The organism is Streptomyces sp. NPDC001781 (assembly GCF_053596035.1).
In genome coordinates this window covers 18,117-30,924 of sequence record NZ_JBSFFI010000016.1, presented here as the reverse complement: position 1 = coordinate 30,924, position 12,808 = coordinate 18,117, and the positions used below count along the sequence as shown (strand labels likewise).

9 protein-coding genes and 1 pseudogene are annotated in these 12,808 nt (G+C 73.5%); 2 read left to right on the top strand and 8 right to left on the bottom strand.

From position 1 onward, the window contains the following. Positions 1-25: 25 nt before the first annotated feature. Complete coding sequence (locus ACWCV3_RS16800) at positions 26-1,534, bottom strand: LCP family protein (RefSeq protein ID WP_451223913.1); 1,509 nt, start codon at positions 1,532-1,534, stop codon at positions 26-28. 184 nt (positions 1,535-1,718) lie between these two features. Here ACWCV3_RS16800 and ACWCV3_RS16795 point away from each other — a divergent pair. Further along, a pseudogene (locus ACWCV3_RS16795) lies at positions 1,719-2,005 on the top strand (glycosyltransferase family 2 protein); the annotation flags it as partial. A 91-nt stretch (positions 2,006-2,096) separates the two neighbouring features. Here ACWCV3_RS16795 and ACWCV3_RS16790 read toward each other — a convergent pair. From ACWCV3_RS16790 to ACWCV3_RS16775, 4 genes are all read right to left on the bottom strand, one after another. Further along, the gene (locus ACWCV3_RS16790; RefSeq protein WP_451223910.1) at positions 2,097-3,710 is read right to left on the bottom strand and encodes an LCP family protein; all 1,614 of its coding nucleotides are present in this window, start codon (positions 3,708-3,710) and stop codon (positions 2,097-2,099) included. Between the two features lie 256 nt (positions 3,711-3,966). Continuing rightward, on the bottom strand, positions 3,967-5,712 hold the full coding sequence (locus tag ACWCV3_RS16785; RefSeq protein WP_451223907.1) for an LCP family glycopolymer transferase: 1,746 nt from the start codon (positions 5,710-5,712) through the stop codon (positions 3,967-3,969). A 233-nt stretch (positions 5,713-5,945) separates the two neighbouring features. Further along, positions 5,946-7,118 carry an LCP family protein gene (locus ACWCV3_RS16780; RefSeq protein ID WP_451223905.1) on the bottom strand — a complete coding sequence of 391 codons (1,173 nt, stop codon included), beginning with the start codon at positions 7,116-7,118 and terminating at the stop codon, positions 5,946-5,948. Positions 7,119-7,222: 104 nt separating this feature from the next. Next, positions 7,223-7,978 (bottom strand): TIGR03089 family protein, encoded by a 756-nt coding sequence (locus tag ACWCV3_RS16775; RefSeq protein ID WP_451223902.1) that lies wholly within the window; start codon positions 7,976-7,978, stop codon positions 7,223-7,225. 230 nt (positions 7,979-8,208) lie between these two features. Here ACWCV3_RS16775 and ACWCV3_RS16770 point away from each other — a divergent pair, with 230 nt between their 5' ends. Further along, positions 8,209-9,291, top strand: a complete 1,083-nt coding sequence (locus tag ACWCV3_RS16770; RefSeq protein WP_451223899.1) for a sugar phosphate nucleotidyltransferase — start codon at positions 8,209-8,211, stop codon at positions 9,289-9,291. Positions 9,292-9,298: 7 nt separating this feature from the next. Here ACWCV3_RS16770 and ACWCV3_RS16765 read toward each other — a convergent pair whose 3' ends face one another. From ACWCV3_RS16765 to cofD, 3 genes are all read right to left on the bottom strand, one after another. Next, positions 9,299-10,309, bottom strand: coding sequence for a DNA-3-methyladenine glycosylase family protein (locus tag ACWCV3_RS16765; RefSeq protein WP_451223897.1), 1,011 nt, complete (start codon positions 10,307-10,309; stop codon positions 9,299-9,301). Between the two features lie 233 nt (positions 10,310-10,542). Then, positions 10,543-11,844 carry a coenzyme F420-0:L-glutamate ligase gene (locus ACWCV3_RS16760; protein ID WP_451223894.1) on the bottom strand — a complete coding sequence of 434 codons (1,302 nt, stop codon included), beginning with the start codon at positions 11,842-11,844 and terminating at the stop codon, positions 10,543-10,545. After that, positions 11,841-12,800: a 2-phospho-L-lactate transferase gene (gene cofD, locus ACWCV3_RS16755; RefSeq protein WP_451223891.1), complete on the bottom strand. Its 960-nt coding sequence runs from the start codon at positions 12,798-12,800 to the stop codon at positions 11,841-11,843. Before cofD ends, ACWCV3_RS16760 begins: the two co-directional genes overlap by 4 nt. Positions 12,801-12,808: the final 8 nt, after the last annotated feature.

Genomic DNA, 12,808 nt, shown 5'->3' with positions numbered 1-12,808 from the left:
GCGTCCCCGTCCGGGCCGCGCGGCGCTACGCCTCGCCCGAGCACACCACCTCGTCCCCCCTCACCACCGGCGCGTCCGGGGCGGCGATCTGGGGGGCCTTCACCGGGTGGACGGATTTCCAGTCGGCGCCGGCCGTCACCCGGAGGACGGGACCGAGGCCGGGGACCGGGTGGAGTCCGCTGCCGGGGAGAGCGGTGGCCAGGGAGCGGGCCGAGCGGTCCCAGCGGGGGTCGTAGGAGATCACCGTGTGCTCGACCGGATGCGCGGCGGTCACCGGCCGGCGGGTGGTGGCGAAGCCGGTCGCGGCGAGCGCGGCGTCCACTTTGCGGCCGAGCCCCGCCGTGCCGGTGCCGTTCTCCACCCGGACCCGGACCGCGTGCGGGTCGACCTCGACGGTCGTGGCCACCGGGGCCTTCGCCGCCGGGTGCGCGCCGAGCGGTTTGTCGTCGCGCAGGTTCTCGAACAGTTGCTCGGACTTGACCGGGTCCCACTTCAGCGTCGAGCCGATGCCCTTCACGGCGTACCCCATCTGCCCGATGGGCACGGTGGTGAACTCCGAGGACGACGGCGAGAAGTTCCGCATGGCCCGGCCGAGGTCGAGCAGTTCGTCGGTGCCGAACCCGTTGTCCGCCCGCACCGAGCCGAGCACCGCCCGCGTCACGTCCCGGAACCGCATCGGGTTGAACAGCATCCCCGAGGACGTGGCCCGCTCGATCAGCGCCGCCATGAAGCGCTGCTGGCGCTGCATCCGCCCCAGGTCGCTCGCCCCGTCCACGTGCCGGGCGCGGACGTACTGCAGCGCCTGTCCGCCGCCCAGCGTGTGCGGGCCGGGCGCGAGGTCGAGCCCGGTGTAGGAGTCCTTCAACGGGGTCGGCGTGCAGATCCGCACCCCGCCGAGCACGTCCACCGTCTTCATGAAGCTGGCGAAGTCGACCTCCAGATAGTGGTCGACCTTCACGTGTGTCATCGCCTCCACCGTGCGTACGGTGAGCTGCGGGCCGCCCTCCGCGTAGGCTGCGTTCAGCTTCATCGGGTGTGCGCGGTGCCGCTCACCGGTGGTCTGGTCCACGTGCTCGGGCACCTCGGTGTACGAGTCGCGCGGCAGACTCACCACACTGGCCCGCTCCCGGTCCTCCGAGATGTGCACGATCATCACCGTGTCGGTGCAGTGGCAGGGCGCGCCGCCCAGCCTGTACGCGCGCCGCTCCGCCTCGGTGATCTTGTCCCGGCCGTCGGTGCCGACCAGCAGCACGTTCATGCCGTAGCCCGCGCGGGGCCGGTTCTTCATGTCCTTGAAGGCGTCGATGCGGGCGATGCCTGAGTCCAGGCCGGTGACGACCGCGTGGCCGATCCCGGCCGAGGCGAGCACCGTCACCGAGAGCGCGGTCACCGCCCGTACCGCCCAGCGCGGACGCCGGCTGCGGGCGAGCGGACCGCGTCGTACCCGGCCGGCGGGCCGCGGCCGGCTCGGCGGCCTGCCGGCGCCCCCCGCACCCGGGGCGGAGGGGGAGGGGGGCCGAGGCGGTCTGGGCAAGGGACACCTCCGGGATGCGGCCGTACGTGGGAATGTGATCACCGTAGGCCGATACGATCTCCAGCCCGCGTCGCGGCCGCGGCGGCGCGCACCGGTGTCGCCCGTTCGCGGTAACGTGAGCCCCCTGTGAACGCCAAGCCCGATGTGCGGCACCCACCGTGTCCGTGATCATGACCGTGCTCAAGCGCTGAACGCCGCGATCAAGGCGTCCCGGCACCCGGTCGCCGTCCGCGTGGACGGCCACGGCATCCTCTCGCCGGACCCCATCGCCACCGCCGTACGGTTCCTGGAGCAGACGGGCGGGCAGAACGTCGGCGGCATCATGCCCGCCGGGGGCGAGAACGACCGGGGCACGCGGTCGCCGCCGCGATGACGTCCAGGATCGGTGTCGGCGACGCGGCCTTCCACACCGGCGGCGCGGCCGCCGCCCCCGCGGAGACGCTCTACCCGGGGGTCTTCCGCCGCGAGGCGCCGGCTACCTCGCCCCGCCGGCCGCCGTGTGCGACAAACGGGCCCCTCCCGCAGCCGGGAGGGGCCCGTTTCGTACCGGCTGCCGTACCGCCTACCAGCGGTACGGCTTGTACACCTCCATGCAGGACTTGTCGTCCGAGCCGTTGATGGCGTCCGTGCCGGTGGGGAGGTCGCCGGCCTTCGGGGCGGCCTTCCTCGGGTAGGTGTCGCCGGTGCGCCAGTCCGCGCCGACCACGACGGTCACACCGGAGACGTCGGTGGAACGTTCCACCTGCTTCGCCGGGATGCCCAGAGCCTTGGCCACCGCCTGGGCGTCGCCCTCCAGGTCGGCGCTCGGGTAGCGCACCACCGTCTCCTCGGCGGAGGGCGCCGCCGAGGAGTCCGCCTGGGCCTGGCCGTACCCCTTGGCGGCCAGGGCACCCGCCACCGTGCGGGCGCGGCCGCCGACCGGGGCCAGGGTGTCGCTGCGGGTGCCGTTCTGCACCTGGACCCCGAGCCGCTCGGGAGCGGCGGAGGGCGCCTTCGCGGGCTCGGCGTCCGCGACCGCCTTCTTGGCCGGCTTGCCGTTCTTGTCGAGGGCGACGTCCTCGCGGAGCATCTGCCACAGCTTGTCGGCGCTGCCCTGGGCGGGGAGCACGTGGGAGTTGTTCTGCGGGTCCTCGATGTTCGGCATCGTCACCGAGGTGATCCGGTCGGCCGGCACCGCCTTCAGCTCCATGCCGAGGTCGTACAGCTTCTTGACGCTGCTGATCTCGTCGGACACCGTCAGGGACTTGGTGGCCGCCTCGGCGAGGTCCATCAGCCGGCCGCTGTCGGTGAAGACGTTCTGGCCCTTGAGGGTGCGGATCATCGAGTTCAGGTACATGTGCTGGGCGCGGGCGCGCATCACGTCGCTGCCCCAGGCGTGCCGGGTGCGCAGCCACTGGAGCGCCTGCTCGCCCTTCACCTTGTGCGTGCCGGCGGTCAGCTTCAGGCCGGAACCGCCGCGCTGGGCGGCGGTGGAGCGGTCCCAGACGTTCTGGTCGACGCAGACCCCGACGCCGCCGATCGCGTCCGCCATCCGCACCACGCCGGCGAAGTCGATCGTCATCCAGTGGTCGATGTATACCCCGGTGAGGTTCTCCCAGGTCGCCAGCGTGCAGCCGGCGCCGCCCCGGGCGAGCGTGGTGTTGATGATGTCGTTGGTCGCCGGATAGACCTTTCCGGTCCTGGCGTCCTTGCACTCGGGGATGTCCACGCGGGTGTCGCGGGGGATGCTCACCATGGCGGCGCTCTTGCGGTCCGCGGAGACGTGGATCAGCATCTGCACGTCACCGAGGGGCGGGTTGCCGCGGTTGTCCTTGCTGCCGCCGAGCTTGACGTTCTCTGCCGAGGCCCGGCTGTCGGAGCCGATCAGCAGGATGTTCAGCGGGGTCTGGCCGTCCGCGTTGGGCCGGGTGCGCCGGGCCCGCGAATCGTCGCTGCCGGTGCGCGCGCCCTTCTGGATGTTGCCGTTGAGATGCTGGTAGTACAGGTATCCGGCGCCGGCCGTGCCGAGTATCAGCAGCGCCAGCACGCTCGCCGACCAGCGCAGCGCGCGCCGTCCGCCCCGCTTCCCGCCGCGGCCCCGCCCGGAGCCCCTGCCGCGCGGGCCCCCGGCCCTCGGCGCGCTCTCCCCGGTGTCCTGCGCCACCGAACCCCTCCCCCGAACCCGACTTTGCGACAACTCCCCGTCCTTCCACCACACCCGCAGCAAACGGGCCCGTCCCGCGCCGAGTTAGACGCACGACGGGCCCGATGGGTTACTCAGGCCCTGTCGTCGAACTGCCGTCCGCGGGCGCCACCTCGCGCGCCCTCCCGCCGCACCGGACAGGAGCCCACCCACGCCCCGTACGAGGGCTCGCGCCCGGCACGCCGGGAGCAGGCACCTCACGTCGCCCGGCCCGCCCTCCGGGCGGACGCCGGGAAATCGACGACGGGACTCAGGAAGCGCAGCCCGCCTTGTCCGCGGTGGACTTGTCGCTCACTTCCGGCGCCTTCGCCGGAGCCGTGAGCGAGACGCCCGCGCCCTTGAAGTCCTTGCCCAGGGTCAGGCTCATCGCGGGCAGGCCCTGGGCGTTCTCCACGCTCCTGCCCGGCTTCAGTGCCGAGCCCGGCAGGCCCATGAGGGCGGCCAGTTCGCGTGCCTGCGGTGCCTGGTCGGGCGCGTACTCCAGCGTCGTCCTGCTCAGCTCCGCCGGGGCGTTGCCCGCGTTCTCCGACTTCAGGATGCTCTTCTCGGTCTGCATCCAGTTGAGGGTCTCCTGCGCGCTGCCGGCGACCGCGCCGCCGTTCATGATGCGCACCCGCACGTCGGAGGGGGCCGACCTGGTGCCCTTGAGCCGGGCGGCCTGGGCGTCCTTGGCGGCCTTCTCCTTCTTCTTGACGTCGGAGAAGGAGACGTCGTTGTTGATGGCGTCGAAGATCTCCGGGCCCTTGGTCTGGTTGACCACGACGGTCGCGTGCACCGTCTCCGCCGGGTTGTCGATCACCGGCACCGTGAGGAAGGTGATGTTCTTCGGCGGCACCTTCTTCATCTCCAGCGCGATGTCCTTGAGCGTGCTCACGGACTTGATGCCCTTGTCGACGGTGAGCGCCTTGGTCGCGGCCTCGGCGAGGTCCAGCAGCTTGCGCGGGTTGGTCAGGGTGTCGCTGGAGGACATGTCCCGCATCAGCGACCCCATGAACTGCTGCTGCACCTTGATCCGGTCCAGGTCGCCCTGGTTGCCCCAGGCGTGCCGGGTACGGACGAACGCCAGCGCCTGCTCGCCCTCGACCTTGGACTCGCCGGCGGGCAGCCGCAGGTGGGAGTCCTTGTCGTTCACCGGGTGCTTCAGGCAGACCTTGACGCCGCCGACCGCCGAGGTCAGCGTCTTGACCGCGTTGAAGTCGACCATCATGAAGTGGTCAGGCGTGATGCCCGTGACCGCCTTCACCGTGCGCATGGTGCAGCCCGCGTCCCGGCCCTCCTGGCCGAGGCTGGTGTTGAAGCGGACCTGGCTGGAGCCGGGGATGACCTTCCTGCTGCCGTCGGGCTGGAGGGTCTCGCAGTCCGGCACGTCCACGATCATGTCGCGGGGGATGCTCAGCGCCGTCGCGTTGGTCCGGTCCTTGGCGACGTGCAGGAGGATGTTGGTGTCCGCGTGGCCGACGCTGTTCTTGTCGCCGTAGCCCTCGTTGCCCGCACCGGTGCGCTTGTCGGTGCCGATGATCAGGATGTTGAAGGCGCCGTCCTTGCTGAAGCCCTGCTTCGCCGCGCTGCCGACGTCGGTCGCGGAGACGTTGCCCTCGAGGTGCTTGAGGTAGAGGTAACCCGCGGACCCGGTGCCCACCAGTACCAGCGCCAGACCGCCGCCGGTCCAGGCCACGATCTTCTTGGCCTTCGACTTCTTCTTCGCCGGGCGCCGGTTGCGACGCCCCGGCTGCGGCTCCGGCTCGGTCCCTCTGCGGCGGCGCGGCTGCGGCACCTCGGCACCGCGCTCCTGCGCCTCATGGACCGCCGCACCGCCCCGGCCGCGCTCGGCCCCGGGTTCGGCGGGACGGCCGCGCCGGGAGGCCCGCGGTCCGGGAACCGACGACTGCGGTGCGGAACTGCCCAGTCGCAGTTCGTATTCGCCGGTGTTCGGATTGAGTACCCACTGGTCTGCGGGGTCGATGCTCTCCGCCCGCCCACGGCTCTGCGCGTCCACGGTTGTCCGAATCCTCCGTCGGGGCCACGCGGCGCCTTCCCCCTCGTAGGCGCTCGGGTCTCGGTGAAACGGTGCGCGGCCGGAGGCGGACCTCACGGGCCGGGGTGCACCGGATCGCTCACACTATCCGCCCTGTTCAGGGTCGGGCGACGACGGTGACGAATTCCACGTCCTTAGAACTGGGCAATCCCGCTCATTCCTGTGAACAAAAGTTCGCCGATTTGGTGTGGGTATTACTCACACCGGTGCGCGGCGGCCGTGCTGCCCCGGTAGGTGGGCGTGGCCGAAGGGGAGTTCGCCTCGCCGCCGCGGGGGGACTTGCGGTCGTTTTCCGGTGAAGTGTCCGTCACCTCGACGGGCTGGTCCTTCCGCAGCCGGGCGAAGAGCTGCCCGGCCTCGGGCTGCACGAGTTGGTCACGGTCGGAGTCGTACACGTACGCCTCGCGCGGAGCGGTGAGGAACCGCACGTGTTCGGCGGGGATGTCGCGCACGCCCCGGACCAACCGGTACAAGCCGCGCAGGCTCGCCAGTTCGGGGTCGGTGGTGAGGGCCGACGTCGCGGCGTCCAGCACCGGGTACAGCTTCACCGGGTTCAGAAGCACGCCGTCCCCGCTCACCTTCTCCACCAGTGCGCCGAGGAACCGCTGCTGGCGGTCCATGCGGTCGGTGTCGCTGCCGTCCCCGAGGGTCTTGCGGGCGCGTACGTAGCCGAGCGCCTGCTCGCCGTCGAGGGTGACCCGGCCCGCGGGCAGCCTCAGCTTGGCCGCCTTGTCGTCGATGGGCTCGCGCAGGCACACCGGCACCCCGTCGACGGCGTCCACCATCTGCTTGAACCCGCTGAAGTCGACGACCATGTGGTGGTCGACCCGGATGCCGGTCAGCTCCTCGACGGTACGGATGGTGCACGCCGAACCGCCGGTCTGGAAGGCGCTGTTGAACATGGCGAACGACGGTTTGCTCTGCCCGCCGCCGGTGCGCGGGCAGGCCGGGACGCGCACCATCAGGTCGCGGGGGAGGGAGACGGCGGTGGCGCTCGCCCGGTCGGCCGCCAGGTGGAGCAGGATCGTGGTGTCCGAGCGCTCCGTCCCCGAGTCCCGTCCGTACCGCTCGTTGCCGTCCCCGGCGCGGGTGTCGGTGCCGATCAGCAGGATGTTCTGGGCGCCCGACACCAGCGCGGTGGGCCGCTCCTCGTCGTAGCGCGCCAGCTCGCGCGCGGCCGCCTCGTCGGGGGTGATGTTGTCGTCGAGCCGGGCGTACAGCGCCCAGCCGGTCCCGCCCGCCACCAGGAGCAGTACCGCCGCGCCGAGCGCGCCGCCCTTCAGCCACCGTCGCCTGCGCCGCCGCGCGAGCCCGCTCCCGGTGGCAGAGGCACCGGGAACGGCCGGGTCGTCCGCGCTCTCGGGCACGGCGGCACCACCCCTCGCGGTCGTCCGGGCGTCACGTCCTGTTCCTACGACCATGGCGGCGCGGGCGGCCGAGAGCCGCCCTTTGCTGGGCCGAACGGGCGGTCTCAGTGCCGCGAGGCGGTCACCCGCTCGGTGTCGATGCGCTGCGCCAGCGCGTCGGCGGGCAGCTTGTCGAGGTTGCGGCACAGCACCACCGAGCCTCCGGCGGCCAGCGGCGCGTACAGCCCCGCGCTCAGCCCGGCCCAGGTGTCGTACGGCAGCCCCGACAGCAGCCGGGAGCCCGGCCCGGTCAGGTCCAGGCCGGGCGCGTCGGCGAGCGCCCGCTCCACCACCTCGGCCGCGCTGAACTCGGCCCCGGCCACGATCAGCGCGGGCTCCTCCGGGTCCACCGGCGCGAACGGGACGAACCGGTCGCCCTGACCCGGCACTTCGGCGGCGTAGTCCATGAAGCCCTCCGGCACCCGCGGGAACCGCCCGCCCAGCGGACGCAGCGCCAGCGCGACCCGCTCGCCCCGGCAGGCCCGCGCCTCCTCCAAGGTGTCCGGACCGCTGACCACCACGTCGGCCGCGGCCGGGTCCCCGGACACGTCGGCCACCGCGCCCACCGAAGAGCACGCCAGCAGCCACACGGCCGTCTGCCAGTGCGCGGGCAGCAGCAGCGCCACCCGGTCACCGGGGGCCACGGACAGCTCGCCCTGGAGCAGATTCGCGGTCTTGGCGACCCAGTTGGCGAAGGTGGCGACGGACAGCTCGACGCGTTCGCCCGTGGCGTCGTCGTAGAAGGTCACCAGGGGGCGTCCGGCGTCCGCGGCGAGCGCGGAACGCAGCAGGCCGGCTGGGGTGCGATCGGTGGCGTTCATCCGCGCAAGGGTACGCGGGCGGGGACTGCCCCGACGGCCGCTCAGCACCGGTGCCGACACCCGGTGTCCGGCGGGCACCCGCCCGTGCGGACGCGTACGGCCGGGGGACCGCGCCCGCCGATCCGCCCGACACCGCGCGGCCGTCGCGGGCCGGCGCCGGGCCGTCTGCCTACACTGGCCGGCCGAAAACGAGACGTTCCGCCGGTCCCGGCAGGAAGCGGAGACGACAGGTGACAGAAGCGATCCTCCTGGTCGGCGGCAAGGGCACACGGCTGCGGCCGCTCACGGTGCACACGCCCAAGCCCATGGTCCCGGCGGCCGGGGTGCCGTTCCTCACGCACCAGCTCGCGAGAGCGAGAGCCGCGGGCGTGGACCACATCGTCCTCGCCACCAGCTACCTCGCCGAGGTCTTCGAACCCCACTTCGGCGACGGCTCCGCCCTCGGCCTGCACCTGGAGTACGTCACCGAGAGGGAACCGCTGGGCACCGGCGGCGCCATCCGCAACGGGGCCGAACGGCTGCGCTCCGGGCCGGACGAGCCCGTCCTGGTCTTCAACGGCGACATCCTCACCGGCCTCGACATCCGGGCCCTGGTCGGCACCCACGAGTCCACCGGCGCCGACGTCTCCCTGCACCTGACCAAGGTCACCGACCCCCGTGCCTACGGGCTGGTCCCCACCGACGCCACGGGCCGCGTGCTCGCCTTCCTGGAGAAGCCGCAGACGCCCGAGGAGATCGTCACCGACCAGATCAACGCGGGCGCCTACGTCTTCCGCCGCTCCGTCATCGACACCATCCCCGCAGGGCGCCCGGTCTCCGTGGAGCGCGAGACCTTCCCCGGCCTGCTGGCCGCCGGGGCCCACCTCCAGGGCATGGTCGACTCCACCTACTGGCTCGACCTCGGTACCCCGGCCGCCTTCGTCCGGGGCTCCGCCGACCTCGTCATGGGGCGCGCGCCCTCGCCCGCCGTGCCCGGCCGTCGCGGGGACCGGCTGATCCTGCCGACGGCCCGGGTCGCGTCCGACGCCAAGCTGACCGGGGGCACCGTGGTGGGCGAGGGCGCGTTCGTCGCCGAAGGGGCGCGGGTGTGCGGGTCCACGATCCTGCCGGGCGCGGTCATCGAAACCGGCGCGGTCGTCACCGACTCCCTCGTCGGCAGCCGGGCCCGCGTCGGCGAACGGTGCCTCCTCACCGGCGCCGTGGTCGGTGACGGTGCCGTGGTGGGAGCCGACAACGAGCTGCGGGACGGGGTCCGGGTGTGGTGCGACGCGCGCATCCCGGCCGGGGCGGTCAGATTCTCCTCGGACCAGTAGGCCCGGCTCACCACCTGCCGATGTCCGTCTTCCGCATCTTCGGGTGCCGGCGCGGCGGGGTGCGGCCGCCGAGCAGGACGTAGCGGGCGGCCCGGTGACGCTGGCCGTCCGGGGCGTACGGCTCCAGCAGGCGCAGCATCTCCGCGTCGTCCGCGTCCCGGTTCCCGGCCAGCGCCCAGCCGACGATGCGGGGCAGGTGCAGATCACCCGTCGTCACGGCGTCCGGCGCGCCGTGGCTGCGCTGCACCACCTCGGCCGACGTCCACGGGCCGATGCCGGGGACGACCTCGAGGCGGGCCCGCGCCTCGGCCGGGGGCATCCCCGCCGTCTGCTCCAGCCGCGCGGCCAGCCGGACGGCACGCAGGATGGTGGAGGCCCGCTTGTCGTCGACGCCCGCCCGGTGCCACTCCCAGGACGGGATCAGCGCCCAGGTCCGGGGAGCGGGCATCACCCGCATCGGGCGCTCGCCGGTACCGGCGGGGCCCGGCGCGGGCTCCCCGAACCGGCTCACCAGCCGCCGCCACGCCCGGTACGCCTCGTCGGCGGTGACTTTCTGCTCCAGCACCGAGGGGATCAGGGACTCCAGTACCAGCCCGGTCCGGGTCAGCCGCAGTCCGGGACGCCGGTGCCGGGCGAGGGCGACCAGCCGGTGCCGGGGCTCGAAGAGGCCGGGCTCGTCGTCGGCGCCCAGCAGCCCGGGCAGCCGGTCCAGCAGCCAGTCCGCGCCGGGCCCCCAGGCCTCACCGCGCACCTCGCCGCCGTACGCGTACACGCGCAGCGTCCCCGGCCCGGCGGGGGTGAGGGTGGCGCGCCACACCGAGCCGTCGTCCGTCGCACGGAACGTGGGGTCGCCGCCCCCGCGCCGCAGCGGCCCCAGCACGAGACCGAGGTCGTACGGCCCCTCCGGCACCCACGTCCGCGTCCGGAGCCCGGCCGTCTGCCGGGGCAGCACGGATGCCGGGGCGGCGTCGCGCACGGTCGCGTGCGACGGGGGCCGGGGGGCGAAACGTCCTGCCACGGGAAGAGGTCCTAGGGGTGCGGGTGGGGCCGGGGGTGCCCTACGAGACTAAGGGCTGTCCCGTGATCCCCGGCGGCGCGCGACGACGGCCACGGCGCCTCGCCGCGTTGCCGGATCGCCCGCATACGCCCGGTACGAGGGCGACCCTCCGCCTCGCGACGCACCGCATCCGCCGCCGCGCGCCGATCCACCGGGTATCACGGGACAGCCCTCGGGGCCTTTCGCCCCGGCCTTCACCGCACCTCGATGAAGGCCCCCGCCTCCCGCTCCGGCCGGGCCGGGGGCTGCACGGCCGGGTGGCCGATCGCCACCGCGCCCATCGGGTCCCAGCCGGCGGGCAGGTCCAGCACCTCGCGGACCACGTCCCGGCAGAACATCGTGGACGACACCCAGGCCGATCCCAGCCGCTCCCCGGCCAGCGCGACCAGGAAGTTCTGCACGCCCGCGCCCGTGGCGACCACGAACATCTCCCGCTCGGCCGCGTCCCGCCGCGCGTCGCCGTAGGTGTGCGAGCCGTCCATGACGAGGCACGGTACGGCCAGATACGGCGCGTTGCGCAGCACGTCGCCGCGCCGGACCCGCTTGGCGACGGACTCCTCGCTCTTGCCGTCCCGGCGCAGGTCGGCGATCCAGGCGTCCCGCATCGCGTCGAGGAGCCGCAGCCGGGACCCGGCCGACTCCAGCAGCACGAACCGCCACGGCGTGGTGTGGTGCGGCGCGGGCGCGGTCACTGCGGCGGCCACCGCCCGGCGCACCGAGCCGGGGTCGACCGGCTCGTCGGTGAAGGCCCGCACGGTACGGCGCAGGGTCAGCGCCTCCCGTACCGCCTCGGAGGTGCCGAGCCGGAACATGTCGTCCCGGGCGGAGCGCACCATCGCCCGCGCGCCCCCGCCCTGGTCGGCCGTGTCGGTGACGACGTGGGGCAGACCGCGCACGACCGCCACCGGCAGGCCCGACGCCTTGCCCTTGACCAGGTCACCGGCCGAGGCGAGCTCGTCGGCGGTGGCGACGACGGTCGCGGAGAGCGGGTTGCCGTGCGTGTCGGTGCCGCCGCGCAGGTCGTCCAGGACCCGCACCCCGGCAGCGCCGATCGCCACGTCGGTGAGCCCGGCGCGCCAGGGGCGGCCGAAGGTGTCGGTGACGATCACGCCCACGGTGACCCCGAGCGCCTCCCGCAGGCCCTCGCGGATGCCGCGCGCGGAGGCGTCCGGGTCCTCGGGCAGCAGCAGCACGGTGCCCTCGGCGGTGTTGGACGCGTCGACCCCGGCGGCGGCCATCACGAGGCCCTGCCGGTTCTCCACGATGCGCAGGGGGCCGCGCCGGGCCACCACGCGCACCGTCTCCGCGTCGATCGCGGCCTCCCGGTCGGCGGCCCGGACGACGCGTCCCTCGGCCTTGGAGACGATCTTGGAGGTGACGAGCAGCACGTCCCCGTCGGCCAGATGCGGCTCGGCCGCGGCGATCAGCTTCGCCAGATCGGCGCCCGGCGCCACCTCGGGCAGACCGGAGGGCGCCCAGACCCGGTAACCACTCACGCGGTCCGCACCTCCCCGGCCAGCTCCAGCGCCTCGCGCGCCATCGCGGCGGTCGCGTCCAGGTCGCTCATCATCAGCGGCACGGCACGGCAGCGGATGCCGGCCGCCTCCACCGCCTCGACGGAACCGGCGTCCACGGTGTCGACGAGCCAGCCGTCCAGCAGCCCGGAGCCGTAGTGCGCGGCGACCGCGGCGGCGGTGGACTCCACGCCGACGGCGGCGAGCACCTTGTCGGCCATCCCGCGCACCGGTGCGTCACCGACGATGGGGGAGAGGCCGACCACCGGGACGCCCGCCTCCGCGATGGCCTCCCGGATGCCCGGCACCGCGAGGATCGTGCCCACGGACACCACCGGGTTGGACGGCGGGAAGAGGATGACGTCGGCCTCCGCGACGGCCTCCAGCACACCGGGCGCGGGCTTGGCCTGCTCGGCGCCGACCGGCACGACCGCCTCGGCGGGCACCGAGGCGCGCAGCCGCACCCAGTACTCCTGGAAGTGCACCGCCTTGCGCTCGCCGTCCAGGTCGACGGCGACGTGGGTCTCCACCCGGTCGTCGGTCATCGGGATCAGCTTCACGCCCGGCTTCCAGCGGTCGCACAGCGCCTCGGTGACCGCGCTCAGCGGATAACCGGCGCCCAGCATCTGGGTCCGCACGATGTGGGTGGCGAAGTCCCGGTCCCCGAGCCCGAACCAGCCCGGCCCGGCGCCGTAGGCCGCGAGTTCCTCCTTGAGGTGGAAGGTCTCCTCCGCCCGCCCCCAGCCCTGCTCCTCGTTGATGCCGCCGCCGAGCGTGTACATCACGGTGTCGAGGTCGGGACAGACCTTCAGCCCGAAGAGATGGATGTCGTCGCCGGTGTTGCCGATGACCGTGATGTCCGCGTCCGGGGCGGCCCGCTTCAGACCGCGCAGGAACCGGGCACCACCGATGCCGCCTGCCAGAACCACAATGCGCATGGGATCAG